Genomic DNA, 26,254 nt, shown 5'->3' on the forward strand with positions numbered 1-26,254 from the left:
TCACTTAAGGCTGGGGAGCGGGTTTTCCTTGAGAAGCTTCGCCAGGTGCACGGTATTTCGCGCCAGCATCTTCACCGTACTGGTGACTGCATCGGGCACTTCGGGAAGATCGACGAAGTTGGTGCTCTCCATCGCCTGCCCGACCCAGTAGGCAATGGCATTCGGCGCCAGCGTGAAGCCGACGTCGTTCAACGCCTGGTAAAGCTGCGCCGAGACGTGATGGGCACCGTCTTCGTTGCCCACGACGGCGACGGCTGCGACCCGTCCATAGCTGACCATCCGGTCCTGATCGTCGAGTTCCGACAGGAAGGCATCCATCCGCTCCAGCGCCCGCTTGGCGATACTGGAAGGCTGGCCGAGCCAGATCGGCGTCCCGAAGATCAGGATGTCGGCGTCGAGCAGCTTCTGCCGCAACTGCGGCCATGCATCGCCCGGACCTTCGTCGGAACTGACCCCGGGCTTGATGTCGTGGTCCGCCAATCGGATCGTCTCCGTCAGCACGCCCTCCTTTGCCATTTCCGCAGCAATCAGTGACAGCATGCGGTCGGTCGAGGACGGCGTGTCTCCAGTGCTCTTGAGCGTCGCGTTAAAGGCGATGGCCTTCAATGGCATGATCGGGCTCCTTCTGCTGTTCTGGCTCGTAACCAGCACCGAATGCTGTTGTTCCGGCAGTCGCGGCGGGACTTTGCTGGCCCTCGCGCCGGTTCGACACACGCTTCGAGACCCTCGCGCGAAACGGGTTGCGTCCACGACCGATCATGCGAACAAAGGGTCGCGTCCGGCGCAAAATGCGCGGTTTTGCGGGAACGCTTTTTGGCTTTTGCCGTTCATCACGCACGACGTGACAGCGTCGAACCAAGAAAGGATTTGTACCGTGAAAAAGCATCTCATCATTCTTGCAGGCGCTTGTGCGCTTGTCGCCGGTGCTGCCCAGGCTCAGCAGTCGACCGTTAATGGCGCCGCGGGCGGCGCGGTAACCGGCGCGATCGTCGGCGGACCGGTTGGTGCTGCCGTGGGTGGCGTGATCGGCGCCGTCGCCGGGACCGCCATCGATCCGCCGCCGCAGCAGGTCGTCACCTATGTTCGCGAAGCGCCAATGCCGACCGAACGTGTGATCGTTCAGGAACGCGTCTCCGTCGGCCAGCCGCTGCCTACCGCCGTCGTTGTCACGCCGGTTCCGGAAAACCCGAGCTATGGCTACGCAGTCGTCAACGATCAGCGCGTCATCGTCGAACCTTCGTCGCGCAAGGTTGTTCAGGTCATCAACTGACGCTGTCGGATAGGACGCAGGCTCGCTGCGTCCTATCCGTTCTTAAAGGAGGCCCGGGAGATGTATGCAGACCAGGATCGCAAAAGCGACGGCTACGGGTTTCTTCTCACGACCCTGATGGTGATCATGGCAGCCGTCGCAGTCGCGCTGTATCTGGTGCAGGATCCTGGAGCCAACTCCCACTCGCGCGTTTACGTGACATCGGCGGCAAATGCCGATCGCGCCGGCTGATTTCGCCGCGTCCGCTAGCTGCAGGACCAGCCTTGCTAACGCTCATTCATTCGGCACCGATGATGCGCCAGGTGTCCTTGCCCGCCGCCTTGGCGGCGTAGAGCTGCTTGTCGGCAAGCCCGATCAGTCCCTCGACATCACCCGTCTTGTCCGGGCTCCAAGTTCCGCCGATTGACACGTTGACGCTGACCTCGCCGGTGCCGATGGCGATCGGCGGGCGAACGCCCTCGACGACACGGGCGGCGATTTCTTCCGCCACCGTTGCCGATCCCGGGATGATCAGGATGAATTCGTCGCCGCCGGTGCGGCAGACGGCGTCGTCGTTGCGGACGAGGCTGGACAATCGGCGGGCGACCTCGACAAGCACGGCATCGCCTGCCGGATGACCATGCCGGTCGTTGATCTGCTTGAAGCCATCAAGGTCGACGACCAGAAGGCCGAATCCGTCGGTCGACTGCATCTGCTGGTAGGAACTGCGCAGGCCGCGGCGGTTGAGAAGCCCGGTCAAGGCATCCGTCTCGGCGTTCTGCTGCATGTTTTCGAGGCGACGGCGTTCCTCGGTCATGTCGATCGCCACTCCGACGACGCGCAGCGGCTTTCCGGCGCTGTCACGCAGCAAACGGCGGTCGCAGCGCATCCACCGCTCGCCGCTCTCGGTGATCAGCCGATATTCGACGACCGAGTGATCGACCTCACCGGAGATAAGCGGCGTAAGATCGGTGGCCAGTATGTCCTCGGGCAGCACCCTTTCAAGATATTGATCGAGATCGAGGCTTTTGGCGTCGACACCGGTGATGAACTGCGACAGCCGGTGCGACGTTTCGAACACGTGCGTTGCGAGATCCATGTGCCAGAAGCCGCCGCGAAGCGCGGTGATTGCCAGCTCCAACTGCGCCGCCCGCTCGACAAGTTCCAGTTCGACTCGTTTCTGTTCGCTGACATCTTCGATCTGCGACAGGAAGCGGGTGACCTTGCCGGCCTTGTCGCGCATCGCGACGACGTTGAGGCGCGCGTGAACGATCTCGCCATCCGGCCGGATGTAGCGCTTTTCCATCGTGTAGCCGTCTCGGAGACCGTCCATCACCTCGGAAAAGAGCGTCAGATCGGCGTCGACGTCATCCGGATGCGTGAAGTCACGGAAGGGCTTCAGATAGACCTCGCTCTCCGACAGCCCGACCATGCGGCTGAAGCTCGCGTTGCCGCGCAGGATCCGGCCCTGCGTATCGACAATCGCGATGCCGATCGGCGCGTTGTCGAAGGCATAGTCGAAGAGCGCCAGACGCTCCTCCAGCGAAATTGTTTCTCGAAAGCTCGTATTCATCCGTTCAGCTCTGGTTCCTGCGCTCGACACGACGGGTCGTCCCGATGACGAGGTTAGAACAAAACGGTCGGGTGCTTCCCAGGGTTCCGGCCTGTCTTCATCTCTCGATCGAGGTCGCATAATGGAACTTTAGAAGATGCTTGTCGATAGGCTTGATGCTATTCCTGATCGGCGTTCAGCCGGTAGCCGACGCCGGGCTCGGTGCGCACGATGGCCGGGTTCGTCGGGTCGCGTTCGATCTTCTGCCGCAACTGGCCGATGAATACCCGAAGGTAATGCAGGTCGTCGCCGTGCGCAGGTCCCCAGACGGAGGTGAGCAGCGTCTTGTGGGTCACGACCCTCCCGGCATGACGCGCCAGCAGGGTCAGCAGATCGTATTCCTTCGGCGTCAGGCGGATGCGCTCCTCGCCGCGCGAGACTAGGCGACGCAGCGTGTCGATCACCAGCCCGTCGCTGGTGATCATTGCCGGCAGTGCCTCGGTCTTGCCGCGGTGGCGCAGGGCAGTGCGGACCCGGGCGGTCAATTCGCCGATGCCGAACGGTTTCTCCACGTAGTCGTCGGCACCAAGGTCGAGGGCTGCGATTTTCTCGCTTTCGCGGTCGCGCGCCGAGAGGATGACGATCGGGATGTCGGACCAGCCGCGCAGGCTGGCGATGACATCCTTGCCGTCCATGTCGGGCAGGCCGAGATCGAGAATGACGAGATCCGGTGCGGATGTCGCGACTGCCTTGATGGCCTCGGCACCGGTTGCCGCCTCCACCACTTCGTAGCCGGCAGCCGCCAGCGCCGGCTTCAGGAAACGCTGGATCTGCGGTTCGTCGTCGACGACCAGTATGCGACCCAGCATCAGGCAACCTCTCCGCCGATTTTCGGCGTCTCGACGGGGAAACGCATCACGACGCGGGTTCCTTTCTTGCGGACAGCGGGGCTCTCGGCATGAATGCGGCCTCCCATGGCCTCGACGAAGCCGCGCGCGATCGACAGCCCGAGGCCGGTGCCCGGCGCGCGTCCGTCGGACCGGCCTCTTCGATAGAACTTTTCGAAGACCCGGTCGAGATCATCCGCCGGAATGCCGCGGCCGAGGTCGGTGACCGAGATGACGACGGCGCCGTTTTCCAGCCGTGCATAGACATTCACCGGTTCGCTGCCGCCGTATTTGACGGCGTTATCGAGGAGATTGAACAGCACCTGGCCCAGCAGCACGCTGTCGCCCTCGATCAGCGGCAGGCCGCTTGCCAGTCCTGTCTGGATGACATGCCCCGGAAAATACTTTCTCGCCCGCTCGACGGCCGACTGCACGACGTCGGCAACATCCAGCCAGTCGCGCTTCGGCTTCAGCGTACCGGCTTCGATGCGCGTCATGTCGAGCAGGTTGGCGACGAAGCGGCTGAGCCTGCCGCCTTCCTCCTCGATCGACTGGAGCAGGTCGTCGCGGCTCTCCGCCGTCATCCGTTCGCCGAGTTCGCGCAGGCTGGTGACGGCACCAGTGATCGTCGCGAGCGGCGTCTTGAGATCGTGCGAGATCGACGACAGTAGCGCCTCGCGATAGCGCTCGCCCTCGATCCGTGCCGCCTGTCCGAGGTTCTTCTCGGCAAGCAGCGCGCGGTCGATGGCGATGGTCGTCTGGTCGAGGATGGCCGACAGGGCGCGTTCGGCCGTGATGTCGAGCCGAGCCTCCGTCTGCTCTATGCCGCACACAGCAAGCGAGCCATGCGGGCCGGCGAGCGGACGGAATTCGAAGCGGCTGTTGGGAAGCGTGCCGGTGCCGCGTCCGGCCGGCTCCTGCTTGTCGAACGCCCAGCGTGCGGCCGTCACGTCGGCAATGTCGAGTTCCGTATCGGGCGGCCAGGCGGCGGCGATGCGCAGGTCGTCACGTTCCGGCAGGAGCATCACGACATTGCGCCTCAGGCTTGCCTGCAGTTGCGAAACGGCGGCCCAGATCGCTTGCTCCGGCTTGTCCGTGCCCGACAACTTGCGGGAAAAATCGTGCAGCGACTGCAGCGCCGTCGCCCGAAGGCGGGCAGCATCTGCCTGTTCGCGGATGCGCGATGCAAAGCCGCCGGCGATCACCGCGACCGCGAAGAACACGAACAGCGCAAACACCTCGTGCGGGGCGGCGATGGTGAAGGTGTGGAATGGCGCGATGAAGAAGAAGTTGTAGCACATAGCCGAGAGGACGACGGCGACAAGTGCCGAGATGTAGCCGGACAGCATCGCCGACCCGAGAACTGCCAGCAAAAACAGCAGAGAGATGTTAGGCAGATGGACGAACCTGTCGATCGTCGTGCCGACGAACGTGGTCGTCGCCACCAGGGCGATGGCGCTGGCAGCCGGTCTCCAGAGGTCAGAGATTGCGAGGCGCGGGTGCGGGGACTTTCGGATCGGCTTTTCCCGCCGGTCCGGTGTCACCAGGTGAATGCCCAGTCCGCCGGCGCGACGGGTGATCTCTTCCGGAAGCGACGGCGACAGGAGACGCGCCCACTTGCGCCGTCGCTTGGCGCCGATGACGATCTGTGTGGCATGCTCCCGGCGCGCCAGCCGGAGGATTTCCTCGACGAAATCGGTGCCGATGATCCGCCGAGTCTCAGCACCCAACTGTTCGGCCAGACGGAAGATCTCGTCGATGCGCTGTAGGCTGCCTCGGCTGTCCACCTCGCGGTCGGCCCGCTCGACACAGACGACGATCCAGGGGGCGTTGAGGCCGGATGCGAGGCGGCTTGCGACGCGCACCACCTTTTCCGAAACCTCATCGGGCCCGACGCAGACGATCAGCCGCTCGCCGGTCGCCCACGGTCCTTCGATGGCGTTCTGCCGCAGGTAGTCGACCATCTGGTCGTCGACGCGGTCCGCCGTGCGGCGCAACGCCAGTTCGCGCAGGGCCGTCAGGTTGCCGAGCCGGAAAAACCGATCGGCTGCCCGGCTCGCGCTCTCGGGCAGGTAGACCTTGCCCTCCTTGAGCCGTTCGATGAGTTCGGTCGGTGGAAGGTCGACCAGCAGGACCTCGTCGGCGCGCTTCAGCACGATATCCGGAACCCGCTCGCGCACTGTGACGCCGGTGATCTGGGCGACGAGGTCCGCCAGGCTTTCGAGGTGCTGGATATTGAGCGCCGTCCAGACGTTGATCCCGGCGTCGATCAGTCCCTCGATATCCTGGTGCCGTTTCGGATGCCGGTTGCCGTCCGGGTTGGAATGGGCGAGTTCGTCGACGATCAGGATATGCGGCTTGCGCGCGAGCGCCGCATCGAGGTCGAACTCGTCCATCATCCGGCCGCGATGGGCGACGCGCATGCGCGGCAGAACCTCCAGGCCGTCGAGCAGCCCGGCGGTCTCGCTGCGGCCGTGCGTTTCGACGAGGCCGACGACGACATCGATGCCGTCGGCCTTCAGCCGCCTGGCGCGCGACAACATCGCATAGGTCTTGCCGACGCCGGGGGCGGCGCCGAGAAACACTGTCAGCTTTCCTCGGCGGCCCTGATCCGCAAGGGCAAGCAGCGCATCGGGGTCAGGCCTGCGATGATCCGCGCGATCGTCCTGCGCCATTCCCGTCCTCACATCTGGCTGCGTTCTGGCTTAGTCTTACAGCCGCGGTGCGCTCGAGTCTAAAGACTGTCGAGCGCCATATTGAGCTGCAGCACGTTAACACGTGGTTCGCCGACGAAACCGAGATCACGCCCCTGCGTTTGACGAGCCAGAAGCTCCTCGATAGCGGAGGGCGTTAAGCCTCGTGCGCCGGCCACCCGTGCGATCTGCATCCGGGCGTAGTCGGGCGAGATATGCGGGTCGAGGCCCGAGCCCGATGTAGTGACGGCGTCGCCCGGGACGGACGCGGGGGATCCGGCGGTCTTGAGCTTGGCGACGTCGGCTGCGACGCGGTCGCGCAGCTTGGCCGAAGTCGTGCCGAGGTTGGAGCCGGAAGAGGCATTGGCGCTGTAGGGGTCGGGACTGGTGGCGGATGGACGCGGCCAGAAGTAGCGGTCGGAGGCAAAGTTCTGGCCGATGAGGCTGGAGCCGATGACCGTCCCGTCCTTCTCGACCAGGCTGCCGCTTGCCTGGGCAGGCATCAGCGTTCCGGCGATGCCGGTCATGGCAAACGGGTAGGCGAGGCCTGTGACGATTGTCATGGCGGCGGTGAGGACGAGGGCGGGTCTGAGTTGGTTGAGCATGATCACACCAAATGGAGGGCGCTGACGGCCAGATCGATCACCTTGATGCCGGCGAACGGCAGAAGGAGACCTCCGAGGCCATAGACGAGGAGGTTGCGGCGAAGCAGGGCTGCGGCGCCGGACGGACGGTAGGACACGCCGCGTAGCGCCAGCGGAATGAGGGCGACGATGATCAGCGCGTTGAAGATGACCGCCGACAGGATTGCTGATTGCGGCGAGGCAAGTTGCATGACGTTGAGGGCGGCCAGTGCCGGGTAGGTCGCGACGAACAGCGCCGGGATGATGGCGAAGTATTTGGCGACGTCGTTGGCGATCGAGAAGGTCGTCAGCGATCCGCGCGTCATCAGCAACTGCTTGCCGATCTCGACGATCTCGATCAGCTTTGTCGGGCTGGAATCAAGGTCCACCATGTTGGCGGCTTCGCGGGCGGCCTGAGTGCCCGTCTGCATGGCGACGCCGACATCGGCCTGGGCGAGCGCCGGAGCGTCGTTCGTGCCGTCGCCGCACATGGCGATCAACCGCCCACCCTGCTGCTCGCGGCGGATATAGGCGAGCTTGTCCTCCGGTGTCGCCTGGGCGAGGAAATCGTCGACGCCGGCTTCCGAGGCGATCGCTGCCGCCGTCACCGGATTGTCGCCGGTGACCATGACGGTGCGGATCCCCATGGCGCGCAGTTCGGCAAAACGCTCCTTGATGCCGGGCTTCACCACATCCTTGAGGTGGATGACGCCGAGCAGGCGGTCGCCATCGGCAACGGCCAGCGGCGTGCCGCCGCTGCGGGCAACCATGTCGACGGCGCGGCGAAACTCCTGCGGCGCATCCTGCTCGGTCATGCCCGCAAATTTCAGCACCGCATCGACGGCACCCTTGCGCAGGCGGCGACCGTCCTTGTCGATGCCCGACAGGCGGGTTTCTGCGGTGAATGCGATGACTGCGTCATAACGCGCATCCGGCATGGGGAGCGAGAACTCGCCCGTGGCAAGGGCGACCACCGAGCGACCCTCGGGCGTTTCGTCGGCAAGGCTTGCCAGAAGAGCGGCCTCGGCGAGTTCCGCTGCCGAGGCACCTGGAGCGGGGATGAAGTCACTTGCCATGCGGTTGCCGAAGGTGATCGTGCCGGTCTTGTCGAGCAGCAGCGTGTCGACGTCGCCGGCCGCCTCGACGGCACGGCCTGAGGTGGCGATGACGTTGAAGCGCACCAGCCGGTCCATACCGGCAATGCCGATCGCCGACAGCAGGCCGCCGATCGTCGTCGGGATGAGCGTCACCAGCAGCGCGGCCAGAACCGTGACCGACAGGATCGTGCCGGAGTAGCCGGCCAATCCCCAGATGGCCACGGAGACGAACAGGAAGATCAGCGTCAGACCCGACAGCAGGATCGACAGAGCGATCTCGTTGGGTGTCTTCTGTCGCTGGGCGCCTTCGATCAGCGCGATCATCCGGTCGACGAAGCTCGACCCCGGCGCCACGGTGATCTTTACCCGGATTTCATCGGACAGTACCTGCGTCCCGCCGGTCACCGCAGAGCGGTCGCCGCCGGATTCGCGGATGACAGGGGCAGATTCGCCGGTGATGGCGCTCTCGTTGACGGAGGCCACACCCTCGACGACTTCGCCGTCGCCGGGAATGAGCTCGCCTGCTGCTACCAGCACGATGTCGCCGATCTTGAGGCTGCTGGCGGGAACGGTCTCAATCCTGCCGCCGGCAATTTGCCGTCGCGCGACGAGTTCGGACTTCGTCTTCTTGAGGCTGTCGGCCTGCGCTCGGCCGCGCCCTTCGGCGACGGCTTCGGCGAAGGTGGCGAACAGCACCGTGAACCACAGCCAGGCAGCGATCTGGCCGGAGAACGCTGCTTCTGCCGGATTGACGGCAAGGTCGCGCAGGAAAAGGATGGAAACCACCGCCGCCACCGCTTCGGTGACGAAGATGACCGGGTTGCGCAGCAACTGGCGCGGGTCGAGCTTCAGCACGGCATCACGTGCCGCCGGCAGCAGGATCGAGGGGTCGAGCAGGCTTTGGGCCTGATGGTCCTTGGACATGATTGCGTATTCCTTCAGAAGGTCTGGCCGGCGAGCATGGCAAGGTGCTCGACGATCGGGCCAAGGGCGAGCGCCGGGAAGAACTGCAGGCCGCCGAGAATGAGGATGATGCCGATCAGCAGCCCGACGAAGAGCGGTCCGTCGGTGGGGAAGGTCCCCGAAGAGTTCGGTACCTTGATCTTGGCGGCCAGAGAGCCGGCAATCGCCATCACCGGAACGACATAGCCGAAGCGGCCGAGCAGCATCGCGATGCCGAGCGTCGTGTTGTACCAGAGGGTGTTGCCGGTAAGCCCGCCAAACGCCGAGCCGTTGTTGCCGGCAGCCGAGGTGTAGGCGTAGAGGATTTCCGACAGCCCGTGCGGACCCGCGGTTCCGACGCTTGCCACCGCGACGGGCAGCAGGGCGGAGACGGCGGTGAAACCGAGGATCACCAGCGGCAGGATGAGCACCGCCAGCATGGCGAACTTCATCTCGCGGCCCTCGATCTTCTTGCCGAGGAATTCCGGCGTCCGTCCGACCATCAGACCGGCGACGAACACCGCCAGAAGACTGAAGACCAGCATTCCGTAGAGGCCGGACCCGACGCCGCCCGGCAGAACCTCGCCGAGCTGGATCAGGAACATCGGTGCAAGTCCGCCGATGCCGGTGAAAGAGCCGTGCATGCCGTTGACACCGCCATCCGAGAGGCCGGTGGTGACCGCCGCGTAGAGTGCGGTCATCGCCTGGCCGAAGCGGACTTCCTTGCCTTCCATATTGCCCATGGCAGGATCGACGCCAATGGCTGTCAGGATCGTGTTGCCGCCGGCTTCGGCCCAGTAGGTGACCGCGACGCCGCCGACCAGCAGCAGGCTCATTGCCGCAAGCAGAGCCCAGCCCTGGCGGCGGTTGCCGACCATCTGGCCGAAGGTGTATGCCATCGCTGCCGAGACCGACAGCATGGCGAACATGTTGAGATAGTTCGACCAGGCCGTCGGGTTTTCGAACGGGTGGGCGGCGTTGACGTTGAAGAAGCCGCCGCCATTGGTGCCGAGCTGCTTGATGGCTTCCTGCGAGGCAACGGGGCCAAGCGAGATGACCTGCTGGGCGCCTTCGAGCGTCGTTGCTGTAACCGAAGCGTCAAGCGTCTGCGGCAGGCCCATGGCGACGAAGGCGATCGTCACCACCACCGCCAGCGGCAGCAGCACGAACAGCGTCGCACGCGTCATGTCGACCCAGAAATTGCCGAGCGTCGAAACCTTCGAGCGGGCAAGCGCGCGGGTGAAGGCGACAGCGAGCGCCATGCCGGTGGCCGCAGACAGGAAGTTATGCACCGTCAGGCCGGCCATCTGGCTGAAGTGGCTCATCGTCGCCTCGCCGGCATAATTCTGCCAGTTGGTATTGGTGACGAACGAGACGGCGGTGTTGAAGGCGAGATCCGCGGGGACTGCCGCGAACCCTTGCGGGTTGAGCGGCAGAAATGCCTGGAGGCGCAGGATGGCATAGAGCGAGGCGACGCCGACCAGCGAGAAGGTCAGCATTGCCATCGTGTAGCCAAGCCAGCTCTGCTCCCTGGCGGGATCGATGCCCGATGCGCGGTAAAGGCCGCGCTCGACGGGAGCGAGCAGCGGCGACAGGAAGGTGCGTTCGCCACCGAACACTCGCGCCATGTAAAGCCCGAGAGGCTTCACGACGAGGAGCACCGCGACGAAAAGGAGGCTGATCTGCAGCCACCCGATGATGGTCATTGGATATTCTCCCGGGGCTCAGAAGCGTTCTGGGCGGATGAGGGTGAAGACGAGATAGCCGCCGAGTGCGACGGCAACGGCGAGGCCGAGAAGCGGTTCGAACATGCCGATCGCCTCAGAGCCGGTCGAGGGCGCGGGCATAGGCGGCCAGCACGACAAGCGTGCCGCAGCCAATTGCCAGGAAGATGAAGTCGGGCATCATCATTTCTCCAGTTGTGATGGCGGAGAAGTAGGCCTGAAGCAGGTCAGGTTTCGATGCCGAAGGCAGCACCGGGATGCAAGGAAAAGATAAAGGGAGCTTGGCGCACCGTGTGCGCGAACCGCGGCCTGGGTCGCGGGCGAGGAATCGCCAGGCCTGGAAGACAAGACATCCGTCGCGGTGCTTTGCGTATAGACCGATCAGCGGCAAGTTTAGTGAGGATTACTGGAGATCGTGCCCCGGCAACATTGAATGCGCCCGTTCGGGAAAAAAGAACCCGACCACAAGGGCCGGGTTCAAATAGCAGAAGATAAATCCATCTGCTTCTCGCGATCTGGAGTGTTCCACACATGCCAAGTGACTGCAAGAGCGTCAGGGTCAATTAATATGCAGATGATCATAATTTATGCGATCATTAGTCAGAATTGCGCAAGGGTCCTCGCCTCCGATGGCGCCCTATAATCTGCATCAGTTTGATGCTGCTGGGCAGCGCGCCGAGCGTCATCGCCCGGGGGGCGGGACATCTCGCTAGTTTACCATGTCGACAGATAGCCGCGTTGCTTTAGGGGAAACCCCGGCCAATCGACGTGCGCCGTGTTAATGTGCAGCACGACGAACCGCACCTGTTCCAGTGCGCCTCCACTTTGCTCACCCCGGGATGACCATGCAGATCGACAGGTTGAAGATAGCAGACATCTTGCTCGTCAGGCCGAAGAAGCTCGGCGACGGCCGTGGCTATTTCATGGAAACGTTTCGCGAGAACCTGTTTCAGCTCGAGGCCGGCCCTGTCCACTTCGTGCAAGACAATCAATCTCTCTCAGCCGAAGTCGGAACCGTCCGGGGACTGCATTTTCAAATGCCGCCGAAGGCGCAGGGCAAACTGGTTTCCTGTGTTGCGGGCGCGCTTCTGGATGTCGCTGTCGACATCCGTCACGGATCGCCGACTTACGGGCAGCATGTCGCGACGGAACTGACGGGTGACAATGGGCACCAGCTATGGCTGCCGCCCGGCTTCGCGCACGGGTTCTGCACCCTGATGCCAGACACGATCGTCAGCTATAAGGTGACGGACTATTACAGCTTTGAACATGATCGAGGACTGTCATGGGACGACCCGGCGATCGGCATCGACTGGCCGGTGGAGGCCCGGTCGGTAATCCTGTCGGAGAAGGACAAGCATCAGCCGCAGCTTGCCGATCTGCCGGTCTTGTTCACCTACGGAGAATGAGGAGGGGCCATGCGCGTACTCGTGACCGGCGGCGCCGGCTTCATCGGATCTGCTGTCGTCCGCCATCTGGTGCTCGACAAGCGCTATGAAGTTCTCAACATCGACAAGCTGACCTATGCCGGAACGCTATCGTCGCTGAAGGCTGTCGATGGCAATAGCGGCTACCGCTTCCTTCAGGCGGACATCTGCGACGGGCGGTCAGTGAGCGAGGCGTTCGAAAGCTTCCGGCCCGACCGCGTGATGCATCTGGCAGCGGAAAGCCATGTTGATCGGTCGATTACGGGGGCGAGAGAGTTCGTCGAGACGAACGTCATCGGCACCTTTACCATGCTGGAATGCGCGCGTGCCTACTGGCAGACGCTCACCGGCGCGGCGAGGGACGCTTTCCGCTTCCTGCATGTCTCCACCGACGAGGTCTATGGCTCCCTGGACGACCACGGCCTGTTCAGCGAGACAACACCCTACGATCCAAGCTCACCCTATTCGGCATCAAAGGCTGCTTCCGACCATCTCGCCAAGGCCTGGGCGCGCACCTATGGCATGCCGGTGGTCGTTTCGAACTGCTCGAACAACTACGGTCCTTATCATTTCCCTGAAAAGCTCATTCCTCTGGTGATCCTCAACGCCCTGCATGGCAACCCGCTGCCCGTCTACGGGAGCGGCGACAACATCCGCGACTGGCTCTACGTCGAGGATCATGCCCGTGCGCTCGATATCATTGCCGAGCGGGGCCGCATCGGCGAGACCTACAATGTCGGCGGGCGCAACGAACGGCGCAACATCGACGTGGTCCGGAGCATCTGCGGGCTGATGGACCACCTGCGTCCGGTGAACCGTCCGCACGAGAGCCTGATCCGCTACGTCACCGACCGTCCGGGACACGATGCGCGCTATGCGATCGACGCCACCAAGCTTGAGACCGAACTCGGCTGGAAGGCCACCCACGACTTCGATGCGGGCATCGAGAAAACCGTGCGCTGGTACCTGGATAACGAATGGTGGTGGGCGCCCCTGCGAAAAGGCTACGCGGGCGAACGTCTCGGCCTGACGCTGGCTGGAGCGACGCCATGAGCCGCAGACGCTATCTGGTCACCGGCAGCAAGGGACAGGTGGTTCAGTCGCTGGTCGAACGTGGCAAAGTCGACGAAAACATCGAAATCATCGCGTCCGGTCGTCCGATGCTGGATCTCGCGCAGCCGGAGAGCCTTGAGGCCGCCATTTCACGCGTCGAGCTCGATCTCATCGTGTCGGCCGCCGCCTACACGGCGGTCGACCAGGCGGAAACCGAGGAGGGGCAAGCCAAGGCCGTCAATGCCGATGGTCCGGCTGCTCTTGCCGGCATAGCATCGGCGCGTGGCATTCCGCTCATTCACCTGTCGACAGACTACGTGTTCGATGGCAGCAAGCAGGCGCCTTACCTCGAGTCCGACCCGGTCGCGCCGCTTGGCGTCTACGGGCGCACCAAGTTGGAAGGTGAACGTCGTATCCTGGCAAGCTCGGACAACGTCGTGATCCTGCGCACCGCCTGGGTCTACAGTCCGTTCGGGCGCAATTTCGTCAAGACCATGATAGGCGTCGCCGCCACGCGAGACAGGCTCAACGTGGTCGCCGATCAGGTCGGCAATCCCACGTCTGCGCTGGATATCGCCGACTGTGTGCTGGCCGTCGCCGCCAATCTTCTGGAAAGCAACGATGCGTCCCTGCGGGGCGTCTTCCATATGGCGGGCGCCGGCGAGGCAAGCTGGGCCGATTTCGCCGAGGAGATATTCAGGGTCTCGGCAGCGTCCGGCGGTCCGTCGGCAAAAGTCGACCGGATCCCGTCGAGCGCCTATCCGACGCCGGCCCGCCGGCCCGCCAATTCCAGGCTCGACTGCAGCCGGCTGCAGAGCGCGCACGGCATCCGCCTGCCGGACTGGCGGCAATCGACCGCGGAGGTGGTCGAACGGCTGCTGCGGTATCAAGGCAATTCGTCAGCGAGTTGAGGGGGAGCGCATGAAGGGGATCATCCTGGCCGGGGGCAGCGGCACGCGCCTGCATCCGATGACGCTGGTGACGTCGAAGCAACTGATGCCGATCTACGACAAGCCGATGATCTACTATCCCTTGTCGACGCTAATGCTGGCAGGCATCCGCGACATCCTGATCATCTCGACTCCCGCCGACCTGCCCAACTTCCAGGCACTGCTGGGAGACGGATCGAAGTGGGGAATTTCCCTCTCCTACGCCGAGCAGCCGTCGCCGGATGGGCTGGCGCAAGCCTATGTCATCGGCGCCGACTTCGTCGGCTCGAGCCCCTCCTGCCTCGTCCTCGGCGACAACATCTTCTACGGCCACGGCATCAACGACCTCTTTCGCAGCGCCATGAGTCGCGAGAGTGGTGCAACCGTGTTCGCCTATCATGTCAGTGACCCGTCACGATATGGCGTCGTCGACTTCGACGAAACGATGAAGGCGGTGTCGATCGAGGAAAAGCCCGCCAACCCTAAATCGAACTGGGCTGTCACCGGGCTTTATTTCTACGACAGCGACGTCATCGAGATCGCCGCCGGCCTCACACCGTCGGCGCGTGGCGAGCTGGAAATCACCGATGTCAACAGGATCTATCTGGAACGCGGCAAGCTTTCGGTCGAACAGATGGGGCGCGGCTACGCCTGGCTGGATACCGGCACGCCGGACAGCCTCCTGGATGCGTCAGAATTCGTGGCGACGCTTGAGCGCCGGCAGGGCTTCAAGATTTCCTGCCCTGAAGAGATCGCCTATCGAGAGGGCTTTATCGACGCCCAGCAATTGGAAAACCTGGGCAAGGCATATGGGAAGAGCGCCTATGGATCCTACCTGCTGAACAAGGTTCTTGGGCGAGGCTGACAATCAGCGGGCGCGGGCCTTTGCACATGCACAGCCCGACCTACGAGGTCGGGCTCACATCCTCCACGCCGAGACCTAGCGGCCGAACTCGTCGGCCACGCGAACGATATCGTCTTCCGCCAGGTAGGAGCCAGTCTGGACCTCCACCATCTCGAGCAGGATCTTGCCGGGATTGAACAGCCGGTGGATCTCGCCCTGCGGGATGTAGAGCGACTCGTTCTCGCGCAGGAACGTCACCGTATCGCCGATCGTTACTTCCGCCACGCCCCTGACGCAGACCCAGTGTTCCGAGCGGTGATAGTGGCGCTGCAGCGAGAGCTTCTTGCCAGGCAGCACGAAGAGACGCTTCACCTGGAACCGGTCGCCCGAGAGAAGCGACGTGTACCCACCCCACGGGCGATAGGAAGTTGGATGGGTTTCCGTCAGATCTGCCGTCGATGGATCGGCGGCGAGACGCTTGACCAGCTTGCCGACCTCCTGGCTGTCTTCCAGCCGGCCGACATAGACCGCGTCCTCGCTGGCGATGACGGCGACGTCGCTCAAGCCTTGGACTGCCAGGTGCACGGACCTCGACAGGACCAGGGAATTGGAGGAGTTGATGATGGTGGCATTGCCGATGACGACATTGCCGGCATCGTCCTGCTCGCCGACTTTCCAGACCGCATCCCAGCTGCCGAGATCGGACCACGGGAAGGTGGACGGCACGACCGCTGCCTTCTCCGTCTTCTCCATGATCGCGTAGTCGATGGAGATATCGGGGCTCTTGCCGAAGCAGTCGAGGTCGAGGCGGGCGAAATCCAGATCGAGGGTGGCGTGTTCCACAGCACCCTTGGCCGCGGCATGAACTTCCGGTGCGAATTCCAGCATTTCGCTCAGCAGCAGGTCGCAGCGGCACATGAAGATGCCGGAATTCCAGTAGAAGCCGCCGTCGCGGAGCATTTCCTCGGCCTTCGCAAGCGGCGGCTTTTCCACGAAGCGCTTTACCGCGCGGGCGCCCGAGGTAAGCGTTTCGCCGCCCTCGATGTATCCGTAGCCGGTGGCCGGCTCCGTCGGCGTGATGCCGAAAGTGACGATCTTGCCGGTCAGGGCCGTTTCGCGGGCGATCCGGATCGAGCGCCGGTATTCCTCGCCGGCGTCGATTTCGTGGTCGGACGCAAGCAGTTGCAGAACCGCGTCCTCGCCGAAGCGGTCGCTGAGGAAGAACGCAGCCGCTGCGATGGCGGCCGCGGTGTTGCGCGCTACCGGCTCCAGGAGGATGCCCGAGAGAGCTGCACCCACTTCCCGGGCCTGTTCGGCGACGAGGAAGCGGAAGTCCTGGTTGGTGATGACCACCGCCGCCTCGTAGAGGGCCGGGTCGGCAACGCGTTCGAGCGTTTCCTGGAACAGCGTCTTGTCGTCCACCACCTTGATGAACTGCTTGGGCGCGCTGGAGCGTGACAGAGGCCACAGGCGCGTTCCCTTTCCACCGGCCATGATGACGGGGATGATTTTCTGGCTCACGAGCGTCTCCAAGAAAGAAAAGGTGTCATCAATGCCGGTTGGCGGCCCACTGCTGGATCATCGTCATACCTTGCCGAAGAAGGGCGGCGGATGAGGTCTCGTCGGCCGCTTCCACATAACAGCGCATCTCCGGTGCGTTGCCGGAGGGGCGGAAATGAATGGTCCGTCCGCCCGACAGCGTGACGCGCAACCCGTCGATGTCGCTGGTCGACAGGACCTCTCCCAACGGACGGAGGAAGCTGCCAAGATTGTCCGCGCCGCCGCGCAGGAACGTCATGAACGCTGCGCTCGTATCGACGGGAAAATTCTCCAGCCGGTCTGCAGAAGCGAAAGGCAGGTTGAACGAGGAGGCGATGGCGGAGAGCGGTCGCGCCTCGGATTTTGGTAGCGCCAGACAGGCGAGGATTGGCAGGAAGCTGTCGCGGGTTGGCAGCGCGCCGAGGGTCGTCCCGCCCGACTGAAACGACGAGGCGGTCAAAACGCCGCCATTGGCTTCGAAACCCATGATCGCCGACTTCCCGGCGGCAGTCGCCGTGTTCATTCCATCGATGACGAACGGCGATCCGACCTTCGTGCGGATGACCTCGAAGGTACCGGAAGCTTCGATGCCGGAGTTGGATGTCACCGGGGTCACGACCACCGAGGCGCCGAGAAACTTCGCCGCGATCAGGCCGAGGAGGTCGCCCCGCAGTGGCGCGCCGTTCTCGTCTGCGACGAGCGGCCGGTCACCGTCACCGTCTGCCGAGACGATGGCGTCCAGCCGGTGCTCGGCGCTCCACCCGGCGAGCAACTGGATGGTATCGGCTGAGACGGCCTCGGTATCCACCGGGATGAACGTATCGGAGCGCCCGAGCGCAATAACATCCGCTCCGAAGCCTGAGAGGATGTCGACCAGGCCGTCGCGCGCCACGCTGCTGTGCTGATAGACGCCGATCCTCAGGCCAGAGAGTCCATCCTTGCCCAGCATCGTACGGTAACGGGCGAGGAAGGTCTCCATGGCCGCGGATGATTCGTCCGAACCGCCTCCCGGTGTGAGGTCCCTGATAGCATCGCTCAGTTCCGCAGCGATCTGGTTGATCCGCTGTTCATCCCGCTTGTCGATCTCGCCGTCCGGCCGATAGAACTTTATGCCGTTGCGGTCGGCCGGGATGTGCGATCCCGTCACCATCAGGCTGGCGGCGCCGCGAGCCATTGCGTAACAGGCAAGTGCCGGCGTTGGGATGGCCCCGCAATCGATTGGCACCAGGCCCGTCCGTGCAAGGGCTCCCATGCAGGTCGCCGCGATGTCGGGCGTCGAGGGCCGGTAGTCACCGGCGACGAACACTCGGTCACCCGGCTTCGCCAAGCCTGCATCGAGTAGATAGCGGCCGAAAGCGGTAGCGTAGAGCGCCGAGGTGTGTCCCTGCAGGTCGGTGACGAGGCCGCGAAGTCCGCTGGTGCCGAATTTCATGACGCTATCCTTATCGATCCGCGGGATGCTCCTGAAAAGTCAAAAGATCATACAAGATATAATACACTTACTTAATCTATTATGCTTTTTATATGCGGCAGTCCCGGCATCTATTCTGCGGCTTTATTCGAGCATCATCGCCTGTTCGATGGCCGATCGAGGATCATCGTCCGGGCTCGGTTCACCATTGATGCTGCAGTCAAGCCTGTCCCAAAACCACCTGTCCCCCGCATTTTAAGGGTCTGCGAAAGGCCCGCCTAACGATTGTCGGCTAGCCTGAGGCTTGCAGTATCGCCACAGGCAGGTGCTCGGCTCTTGCCCGCGTGAAAGTTTGGCGAACAGGGACAGGTTCTGGAACGACATGAGGTTTGCTTCTCGGCGCAACCCGCACCAACAGGATGGGATGGTTTCGGCCCGGCCTCTCGGCCCTTCCGGACGCCTGGATGCAGCCCCGGCGGCAGATTTCCAGCCGTCGGCCGCAAAGCCCGTCGTCTTCGGCGGTACCGTCGGCCTCTACACCCCGCCCGCCCGTATTATCGCGCCATCGGCGACCGCCGTGCTGTTTGCGTCGCCCTGGGGATTGGAGGAACTGTCGACGCGCAAGTTCTTCCGCGTCCTCGCCGATCGGTTCGCGCTCCACGGCGTGGCAAGCCTGCGCTTTGATTACCCCGGCACGGGCGACGCTCTGGACCCTGCCGAAGAGGAGACCGCGATCGGTGCCTGGCATGAGGCACTGCTGGATGCGGCGCGTCTGCTGGGATCGTTCGGGCACCAGCGCGTGCTCCTGATCGGCCAGAGCCTCGGCGCCGCCTTGTCGCTTCAAGTGTCGCACAGGATGGACAACCTCGACGGCGTCGCCCTGCTGGCGCCCGTCGTTTCCGGCCGCGCCTATCTGCGGGAACTGGCACTGTGGTCGACGGTGGTCGACGACAGTCTGAAACTAAGGGATGTCGATCGCGCTCCTGCCGGGAGCGTTGCCATCGCCGGGCTCGTCATGCCGGCCGGCATTGCCTCTGCCGTCGGAAAGCTGAAACTCTCGACAGCAGCGCCGGCGCGGCCGGTCGACTATCTTCTGCTCGATCGGCCCGGACAGATCGGTGGCGATGCGCTGTTCGAGCATCTGCAAGCCGAGGCGCGATATATCGAGCGACGGACCTTCGACGGCTACGAGGCGCTGATCGCAAGCCCGACCACCTCGCGCATTCCTCAGGAGGTGATCGCGACGCTGGTGGACTGGGTCGACCGGCACAAGGCACCGGCGATGGCGCCTCTGGCGGCCGTCGCCTCGGCCTTCAATCCGCCTGCCAAGGCGCTTCTCCAGTCCCCGGACTTCTCTGAGCGTCCCGTGCGCTTCGGCGATGCGGATCGGCTGTACGGCGTGCTCTGCGAGCCGGTTGGCGAACGCCGCGGCGCGACCGTCATCCTTCTCGGCTCTGCCTACGATCGCCATTCCGGATGGGGGCGGCTGACGGCGCTGACGGCGCGGCGCCTGGCGGCGGCCGGCATCGCCTCGCTGCGCTTCGATTGCGCCAACGTCGCCGACAGTCCGGCGGCAACGGGCGCTCCTTTGCAGGTCCTCTATTCCCGCGAGCAGCAGGCGGACGTCACGGAAGCCCTCGATTTTCTCGAAACGCGCTCGCTGCTCCCGGCCGTTGCCGTCGGACGCTGCAGCGGAGCCTATCTGGCGTTCCGTAGCGCACTTGCGGAAAAGCGGATCGAGGGCGTGGTCGCAGTCAACCCTTACGCCTTCCACTGGGACGAGACGAAGCCGCTGCAGGATGACCTCCGGTCGATGCCGCAAAGCATCGATACCTATTGGCGCAAGATGGTAAGCGGCGCAGCGATCGGCCGCATCCTGCGCGGTGAGATCGACATCCGCAACTCGGCCCGGAACGTCGCCGCGGCGGTCTTCGGCAAGCTCGAATACCAGATGTCGTCGAGGTTCGGCCTGTCGCTGACGCGCTCGGCCGAGCGCGCCTCCGTCTATGAAGCATTCGAAACGCTGGGCGAACGGCGCGTCCAGGTCTCGCTCCTCTACAGCTGCGGCGATGTCGGGCTGGACCACCTGCGGTACCATTTCGGCGACGACGGCATCCAGTTGAACCGGTTCGCCAATGTCGCGATCGAGTTCATTCCAGATGCCGACCACAACCTGACCCCGCAAGCAGCACGTGCGGTCTATCTGGAACGGGTTCGCGAGATGGCGCTGCGGATCCGGACGAGAGTGCAATAGCGGCAGGGTGTCCCGCTTCGACACGATTGCCCGGCGGCACAATGAAATATTCAGAACTCTCGTCGATACTGGGCATCGATGCCGCAAACGCGACGCGTGGTAGGGTCTCTCATGTCAAACAGCTTTCACATCGCGGCAAGGCCGCCTCTGGTCCGGGAAGAGCCGGATCGGAGTTCGATGGTCGAGCTGAACGATCTGAAGAGCATCCTCCTGCATCGCCGCTGGCTGATCCTCGGCACCGCGGCGCTGCTGACCCTTGTCGCTCTCCTTTACGGAATGCTGACGGCACCCCAGTTTTCCTCGACCGCCGAAATCCTCATCGATCCGCGCGATCTCCAGGTTGTCCGCAACGATCTCTACCAGAGCTCGGTCGCTGCCGACGGCGGGATCACGCAGGTTGAAAGTCAGGTGAGCGTCGTGCAGTCGACGGGCGTGCTGATGCGCGCCGTCGAGGCGACACAGTTGACGCAGGATCCCGAGTTCAATCGCCAGGGCCTGCTTGGCCGTCTCCTCGGTTCCGGGGATACGGCAACGGACGGGCAGGCGGCCATGGTGAAGACCATCGATGCCCTGCGCCGGCGTCTCTCCGTCAAGCGGGCCGACAAGGTGCTCGTCATCGACGTCACAGTCACCTCCACCGATGCACGCAAGGCAGCACGGCTCGCCAACGCGGTCGCCGGCGCCTATCTGCAGGACCAGGCGTCGGCAAGATCGCAGGCGGCGGGACAGGCATCCGACGCGCTCGTCTCAAGGCTGGAAGAACTGCGCAACCAGGTGCAGAAGTCCGCGAACGCCGTTGAGACCTACCGGCAGCAGAACAATTTGGTCATGTCTTCCGGCCGGCTGGTGAGCGAGCAGGAGATGACCGACCTCAACAATCAGCTGACGGCGGCCCGGGCGCGCAGCGCACTGCTTCGGGCGCAGGTGGACCAGATCCGCTCGCAGCGCGACACGGGGCTCTCCTCCGGCGCCACGTCGGAGGCCATCCAATCCTCCGTCATCACCCAGCTGCGCAGTCAGGAGGCGGCGCTCGAGGAGCGGGCGACGAGCCTGCGAACGCAGCTCGGTGCGTCCCATCCGTCGATGATCGCGGTCCAGTCGCAGCTCGCCAACATCCAGCGTTTGATCTCCCGGGAGCTCGATCGCATCTCGGCGTCGGTGTCTGCAGATTATCAGCGCGCACTTGCCAACGAGAAGGATCTGTCGAGCAAGGTTGGCGATCTCGAGGGCGAGCTGACGTCGAAGTCGCAGGCCTCCGTGCGCCTGAGCGAACTGCAACGGGATCTCGATTCCGTCCGTTCGATCTACGAATCCTTCCTCACCCGGGCACAGGAAACCCGCGAGCAGGTGACAATCAACAACACCAATGCCCGCATCATTACCGAGGCGCTGCCGGCCCAGAAGAAGAGCTGGCCGCCGGTGCCGTTGCTGCTGGCAGGCGCCATGTTCGGCGGTCTCGGCCTTGGCGCCGGCCTCGCTCTGATGGCGGAATTTGTCTCGCCGACCGTGCTGTCGCCGTCGCAGCTCCAGTCGGCGCTCGGTGCGCCGGTCATCGGCATCATCCCCGGCGAAGGCCGGAGGCGGCGCCGTCGCTTCGACAGTCCGCGGAGACGCGCCGGTAGTGGTGCTGAGGATGAAGAGGAAGCGATCAGCCCCAAACTCGAAGGTGCGATCGGGCTTGCGCTGCGACGCCTGTTCGAAGGCGGCGATCTCCAGCCGCTGACCGCCGGCACTGCACCGAGCCTTTTGCTAACCTCCGGCGCAAGCGATACGGCCGAGCGGCTGCGGCTCGTCGGACTGCTCGGCATCCACGCCACCAGCCGCGGAGAGCGTGTGCTCGTCATCGACGCCAACATGGACCAGGACGGCCGCGCCGACCGCGGCCTGCTCGACGTACTTGCCGGCGACTGCGCGATGACAGATGCCATCCATTTCCACTTCGGCCAGAACATCGCCTACATGCGTCGCGGCGGTGCCCGCAAGATGCTGAAGGAGAGCGACAGCCGCGCCAATGCCCACAAGATGCTGAGCCAGGCGCACCGCATGTTCGACCTGGTCGTCATCGATGGCGGCATCCTATCTGAAAACCTCAAGACGGCGCCGCTCGTTGCCAGTGTCGATGCCGTAGTGCTCGTCGCGGAAAAGAATGTGACGAGCCTGAAAGACGCCGAAGCCCTGGCGCAGGCGGCCGACCTGATGGGCCACAGGCTGACGGGTATCCTGTTGGTCGACGGCTCGATCAGGTCGTGATGCGGCCATGGTAGAGCGGACGGTCCAGGAAGTTCAGGGCTACCGTACCGAACGCATCCGCCGTGCAGGGCTCGATGCGATCACCCGGCATGGCCTGGCGCTCGCCGTCGTCGTTCTGCTGTCGGTGTCGGGCGGTGTGCTCTGGGTGCTGGGCTACAATTACGATGGCCTCTCCGGCAGTGCCGCCACCAAGATCCACCCAGCAACCTACATCACCCTCATCATCTTTGGCTGGCGCGCCTGCACCTTCGGCAATCCGCTGCGATATGTCGCTCACGTTGCCGACCAGCGGCCATCGACGGCGCTGCTGCTGGCGCTGACAACGGTGATCCTGGTCTTCGTTATCCTGCGCCAGCGGCCGAACATGGCAGGGTTGGTCGATACGTTCATGGGCGCGACTTTCCTCGTCCTGCTGCTGTCGGACGCGGACGACCGGCTGATGACGCGGCTGCGGCAGGTGATCCACGCGATCATGACCGTCAATGCGCTGCTCGGCCTGTTCGAATTCGCCACCAAGCACCTGCTGTTTCCGTTCCGCTTTGACGGACAGGCGTTCGAGACCGATCTGCGATCGTCGGCGCTGCAGGGCCATCCGCTGATTAACGCCGCCGTTACCGCCTGCTATGTCCTGTCGCTGATCAGCGGCGCCAGGGACCTGACGCAGGCAAGGCGGCTCGCCATGATCGGTCTGCAACTCGCCGCACTGGTGGCCTTCGGCGGCCGGACTGCCTTCGTGCTCACGCTGCTCTTCGGTGGCGTGTATGCGCTGGGGCAGTCGGGCCGTGCACTACGCCGTGGGCGGGTCAGCCTGCCGGCAGCGGCTATGGTGTTCCTGTTCGTCAGCCTTGCGCCGGTTGTCCTGGTCTTCCTCATCTCGCAGGGCTTTTTCGATGCCTTTGCCAGCCGCTTCGTCGCGGACGGCGGCAGTGCCAACGCCCGCATCCTGATGTTCGAGCTGTTCGACCATTTCTCGGTGAGCGAGATCATCATCGGCCCACCGCTCGACCTGTTGGAAAGCCTGCGACGCATCTACGGGCTGGAATGGGGGATCGAGAACCCGATCATCCGCATGACGCTGTACCAGGGCGCCTTCGTGACGCTGCTGCTGACGGTCGGCTTCGGACTGTTCATGTATGAGATCAGCCGCCAGTGCCTGCGTGGGGTATGGCTGCCGATGATGGTCTGGCTGCTGATCATCAACACCGCCGAAAGCATTGCCTCGAAGACGACGCTGATGACCAAGTTTTGCGTCATCATCCTGTGCATGTACCACGCCTCGACGGTGAGGCCGGTGCCACCGCTCAGCGTGCGTCGGTGAGCCCCAGCGCCCTGACGATCGGCAGGTCAAATCGTCGGTCTACGTCATCCGTCACCACGCCCATGCCGTCGAACATGTTCCAGAACGCCCATGGAAATCCCAGTGCTTCGGCGCTCCGGCGAACATCTTCGACATAGCGGGCGCGATCGGGCGCCGGTGCCGCGATATAACGACTGTCGGAGCGTAAAGCGCCGAACTCGCCCATCAGGATGCGCGCCGGCGTGATGCCGTGGCTGGTTCCCCAGGCCGCTACCTGCGACAGGTACCCATCGACGAAGCCGCGGGACGGCTGGGCGTCGAAATACACCTTCAGCACCTTTTCCGTCTCCGCATATGCTGCCCGCTTCTGAGCCGCCGTCCGCTCGCCATCGGCTTCCATCTGGGCCTTGACGGCAGCCAGCGTCACCTCCAGTGAGCCCGCCGATGCCGGCCAAGGCACCTGGTTCAGCGCGCGGTAGACCGGCTCGCTCATCCACGGCGCGCCCTGGTGCGAGAACAGATAGGGCTCGTAAAAATGGAAGGTGTAGATCAGCGGCGCCAGCAGTTCGAGCGGCGCTGGGTCAAGCGCCGTGAGACCCGACACCATGCTGCCGCAGCTTCCCGTGGCGACCAGCATCAGGTTCGGTGCATGACTGCGCGCGGTGGTCAGCAACTGTCGCTGCACCTTGTCCCACGCCGCCGAACCGCAGGCCTGCGACGGCTCGTTGACCGGCTCCAGCGCTACTCGGTCTGCGGGATGCCGTGACAGGATCTCGGCGACATCGGCAACCAGTGCCCGGTAGGCCGAAAACTCAGGTGCATCAACGCTCGCCGTGAGGTTGCCGGAGTTCCAGTAGTGCGTTGCCTCGTTCGACTGAAGATTGACGACCAGGCGCAGATCTGCCGAAAGCACCGTATCGACGGCCCTGGATAGCATGTCGAGGAGGTCGCGCCGTTGCCGGCCGCGCATCGCCAGGAACGGGCCGGGGTCGATGGGCAGCCGGGCGAAATCGAAGCCCGCAGCGCGCAGTCGTTGCAGGTCACCCGGCGTCGGCACAGCCCTTTGCGTCTGGAACGGCGGCCAGTCGTAGTCCCGCCGGGGGGCGGCGAACTCGCGGGTCAGCGAAAACCACGGCCAGAGGTTGATGCCGCGACGGATCGGAAAACCGCTGGCGCCGCCTGCTGCGAAGGAGTCAGCCGGGACGATGCTCGCAGCGAGCGTGGCCGCCGCACCGGACACGAAGGTTCGGCGCGAGGTGTTGACGGTCACTCGGCCACCGGCTGCGTCTTATCGACCGTCGCGGCGGAAACGCTTCGGCGTGCCGCCAGAGCCAGGAATTCCTGCTCGTAGGTGGCAAGGATGTCGTCCCACTGGAAGGTGGATCGGGCGCGATCTCGTGCGGCTGCCTGGCAGGTCGCGACGAGAGCATCGTCCTGCAACGCAACATCGAAACAGCGTTCGCAGGCGTCGGCATCAGTAAAATAGAGAGCCGCATCGCCGGCGGTCCAGCGGTTGTAGCGGTTGTCGTGGGCAATCACCATGTTGCCGGCCGCAAGCGCCTCGACCAGCGAAGGATTGGTGCCGCCGACCGTGTGGCCGTGGACATAGGCGCGGGCATGGAAACGCAACGCCTGTACCGCTCCGGCATCGTAGATGGCACCGGGGAACAGCACTTCGTCGCTCGCGGCATCAAGGATCGCCTGATGGTAGGCGTTGCCTTCGACGAAGGTGCCGAGCACCACCAGGCGCGCGTTGCGTCGGCGACGCGAAAAGGCCTCGACGAGTGTCAGGATATTGTTGTCCGGCTCGATGCGGGCAATCGAGATCAGATAGTTGCCGGGCACCAGGCCGAGATGACGCACCGGATCTTCGGGTGCCTCTGTCACTGCCACGCCGCCATAGGGGATCATCACCGCCGCCTTGCGGCTGCGGCGGGTGGCAAGGTGATCGGCGATGGCCGGGTGATCGGCGACCAGACGATGAGAGCTCCAGGCGCCGATCCACTCGTTGATCCAGAACCAGGTCTTCACCGGAAGGCTCCACTTGGCACGCTTCCATTCGATGCCGTCCATATTGGTGATGATCGGCCGGCCCTTGGCGCGAAGATAAGGCAGGAAGATCGCCCCGTTATACCCGAGCACGAGGCAGACGCCGGTGCGCTTTGCTGCATCCCTCACGCACTTCCAGTCGAATTCCAGCGTCGCCCTCGGCCCCGAGGACCCCACCTGCACATGGATGCATTCGATGCCGCGCCAGGTCTCGCTGCGGACCTCCTGCGTCACCGTTTCCACCTCGTCCTGGCAGTAGACGCCGACATGCCAGCCGCGCTCGACAAGATAGAGCGCCAGCTTCTCGGCAAACGTTTCGAAACCGCCGTGCGAAGCCGGGACGCCGCGTGTGCCAAGAATGAGCAGTGACGGTTTGAACTGGTTCATGGCTGATTCAACTTTCTCACGTACACGTTCATCAATGGGACATTAGC

The 26,254-nt window shown here is 63.9% G+C and carries 21 protein-coding genes; 9 read left to right on the plus strand and 12 right to left on the minus strand.

Annotated features, from left to right (window positions below; translation table 11 throughout):
- Nucleotides 1–612 (minus strand): flavodoxin family protein, encoded by a 612-nt coding sequence (locus ACR65N_RS09375; protein ID WP_440456751.1) that lies wholly within the window; start codon nucleotides 610–612, stop codon nucleotides 1–3.
- 262 nt (nucleotides 613–874) lie between these two features.
- On the opposite strand from ACR65N_RS09375, the gene ACR65N_RS09380 reads away from it, so the two are divergent.
- The gene (locus ACR65N_RS09380) at nucleotides 875–1,270 is read left to right on the plus strand and encodes a DUF1236 domain-containing protein (RefSeq protein ID WP_430307288.1); all 396 of its coding nucleotides are present in this window, start codon (nucleotides 875–877) and stop codon (nucleotides 1,268–1,270) included.
- Between the two features lie 60 nt (nucleotides 1,271–1,330).
- Nucleotides 1,331–1,501: a hypothetical protein gene (locus ACR65N_RS09385; protein ID WP_440456752.1), complete on the plus strand. Its 171-nt coding sequence runs from the start codon at nucleotides 1,331–1,333 to the stop codon at nucleotides 1,499–1,501.
- Nucleotides 1,502–1,547: 46 nt separating this feature from the next.
- Here ACR65N_RS09385 and ACR65N_RS09390 read toward each other — a convergent pair whose 3' ends face one another.
- From ACR65N_RS09390 to kdpF, 7 genes are all read right to left on the minus strand, one after another.
- Complete coding sequence (locus ACR65N_RS09390; RefSeq protein WP_440456753.1) at nucleotides 1,548–2,822, minus strand: diguanylate cyclase domain-containing protein; 1,275 nt, start codon at nucleotides 2,820–2,822, stop codon at nucleotides 1,548–1,550.
- A gap of 158 nt (nucleotides 2,823–2,980) precedes the next feature.
- Entirely contained in the window at nucleotides 2,981–3,673 is a 693-nt protein-coding gene (locus ACR65N_RS09395) for a response regulator (protein ID WP_430307357.1), read from the minus strand.
- Complete coding sequence (locus tag ACR65N_RS09400) at nucleotides 3,670–6,363, minus strand: ATP-binding protein (RefSeq protein WP_440456754.1); 2,694 nt, start codon at nucleotides 6,361–6,363, stop codon at nucleotides 3,670–3,672. The genes ACR65N_RS09395 and ACR65N_RS09400 overlap by 4 nt, the downstream gene beginning before the upstream one ends.
- 59 nt (nucleotides 6,364–6,422) lie before the next feature.
- A complete protein-coding gene (kdpC, locus tag ACR65N_RS09405; protein ID WP_440456755.1) occupies nucleotides 6,423–6,986 on the minus strand; it encodes a potassium-transporting ATPase subunit KdpC in 564 nt (187 codons plus the stop codon).
- Nucleotides 6,987–6,988: 2 nt separating this feature from the next.
- Nucleotides 6,989–9,025, minus strand: coding sequence for a potassium-transporting ATPase subunit KdpB (gene kdpB / locus ACR65N_RS09410; protein ID WP_440456756.1), 2,037 nt, complete (start codon nucleotides 9,023–9,025; stop codon nucleotides 6,989–6,991).
- A 14-nt stretch (nucleotides 9,026–9,039) separates the two neighbouring features.
- Entirely contained in the window at nucleotides 9,040–10,749 is a 1,710-nt protein-coding gene (gene kdpA, locus ACR65N_RS09415) for a potassium-transporting ATPase subunit KdpA (protein ID WP_440456757.1), read from the minus strand.
- A gap of 18 nt (nucleotides 10,750–10,767) precedes the next feature.
- Nucleotides 10,768–10,890: a K(+)-transporting ATPase subunit F gene (gene kdpF / locus ACR65N_RS09420; RefSeq protein WP_430307294.1), complete on the minus strand. Its 123-nt coding sequence runs from the start codon at nucleotides 10,888–10,890 to the stop codon at nucleotides 10,768–10,770.
- A 722-nt stretch (nucleotides 10,891–11,612) separates the two neighbouring features.
- Between kdpF and rfbC the strand changes: the two genes are divergently transcribed.
- The 4 genes from rfbC to rfbA are packed head-to-tail and all read left to right on the plus strand — an operon-like array spanning nucleotide 11,613 to nucleotide 15,041.
- A complete protein-coding gene (rfbC, locus tag ACR65N_RS09425) occupies nucleotides 11,613–12,176 on the plus strand; it encodes a dTDP-4-dehydrorhamnose 3,5-epimerase (RefSeq protein WP_440456758.1) in 564 nt (187 codons plus the stop codon).
- A 9-nt stretch (nucleotides 12,177–12,185) separates the two neighbouring features.
- Nucleotides 12,186–13,247 carry a dTDP-glucose 4,6-dehydratase gene (rfbB, locus tag ACR65N_RS09430; RefSeq protein ID WP_440456759.1) on the plus strand — a complete coding sequence of 354 codons (1,062 nt, stop codon included), beginning with the start codon at nucleotides 12,186–12,188 and terminating at the stop codon, nucleotides 13,245–13,247.
- Complete coding sequence (gene rfbD, locus ACR65N_RS09435; RefSeq protein ID WP_440456760.1) at nucleotides 13,244–14,158, plus strand: dTDP-4-dehydrorhamnose reductase; 915 nt, start codon at nucleotides 13,244–13,246, stop codon at nucleotides 14,156–14,158. Before rfbB ends, rfbD begins: the two co-directional genes overlap by 4 nt.
- A 10-nt stretch (nucleotides 14,159–14,168) precedes the next feature.
- On the plus strand, nucleotides 14,169–15,041 hold the full coding sequence (gene rfbA, locus ACR65N_RS09440) for a glucose-1-phosphate thymidylyltransferase RfbA (RefSeq protein WP_440456761.1): 873 nt from the start codon (nucleotides 14,169–14,171) through the stop codon (nucleotides 15,039–15,041).
- A gap of 75 nt (nucleotides 15,042–15,116) precedes the next feature.
- On the opposite strand, the gene ACR65N_RS09445 is transcribed toward rfbA, so the two are convergent.
- Together ACR65N_RS09445 and ACR65N_RS09450 are read right to left on the minus strand one after the other, a co-directional pair.
- On the minus strand, nucleotides 15,117–16,541 hold the full coding sequence (locus ACR65N_RS09445) for a mannose-1-phosphate guanylyltransferase/mannose-6-phosphate isomerase (protein WP_440456762.1): 1,425 nt from the start codon (nucleotides 16,539–16,541) through the stop codon (nucleotides 15,117–15,119).
- Between the two features lie 28 nt (nucleotides 16,542–16,569).
- A complete protein-coding gene (locus ACR65N_RS09450) occupies nucleotides 16,570–17,991 on the minus strand; it encodes a phosphomannomutase (RefSeq protein WP_440456763.1) in 1,422 nt (473 codons plus the stop codon).
- A gap of 361 nt (nucleotides 17,992–18,352) precedes the next feature.
- On the opposite strand from ACR65N_RS09450, the gene ACR65N_RS09455 reads away from it, so the two are divergent.
- The 3 genes from ACR65N_RS09455 (at nucleotide 18,353) to ACR65N_RS09465 (ending at nucleotide 23,792) form a co-directional block, all read left to right on the plus strand.
- Nucleotides 18,353–20,224, plus strand: coding sequence for a serine aminopeptidase domain-containing protein (locus ACR65N_RS09455; protein ID WP_440456764.1), 1,872 nt, complete (start codon nucleotides 18,353–18,355; stop codon nucleotides 20,222–20,224).
- 177 nt (nucleotides 20,225–20,401) lie between these two features.
- A complete protein-coding gene (locus tag ACR65N_RS09460) occupies nucleotides 20,402–22,474 on the plus strand; it encodes a GumC family protein (protein ID WP_440456765.1) in 2,073 nt (690 codons plus the stop codon).
- 7 nt (nucleotides 22,475–22,481) lie between these two features.
- A complete protein-coding gene (locus ACR65N_RS09465) occupies nucleotides 22,482–23,792 on the plus strand; it encodes a VpsF family polysaccharide biosynthesis protein (protein ID WP_440456766.1) in 1,311 nt (436 codons plus the stop codon).
- Here ACR65N_RS09465 and ACR65N_RS09470 read toward each other — a convergent pair.
- Together ACR65N_RS09470 and ACR65N_RS09475 are read right to left on the minus strand one after the other, a co-directional pair.
- Complete coding sequence (locus ACR65N_RS09470) at nucleotides 23,776–25,041, minus strand: glycoside hydrolase family 5 protein (protein ID WP_440456767.1); 1,266 nt, start codon at nucleotides 25,039–25,041, stop codon at nucleotides 23,776–23,778. The genes ACR65N_RS09465 and ACR65N_RS09470 overlap by 17 nt on opposite strands.
- Complete coding sequence (locus tag ACR65N_RS09475; protein ID WP_440456768.1) at nucleotides 25,038–26,207, minus strand: DUF1972 domain-containing protein; 1,170 nt, start codon at nucleotides 26,205–26,207, stop codon at nucleotides 25,038–25,040. Before ACR65N_RS09475 ends, ACR65N_RS09470 begins: the two co-directional genes overlap by 4 nt.
- Nucleotides 26,208–26,254 lie beyond the last annotated feature (47 nt).

The sequence above is a fragment of the Rhizobium sp. SAFR-030 genome (assembly GCF_059415005.1).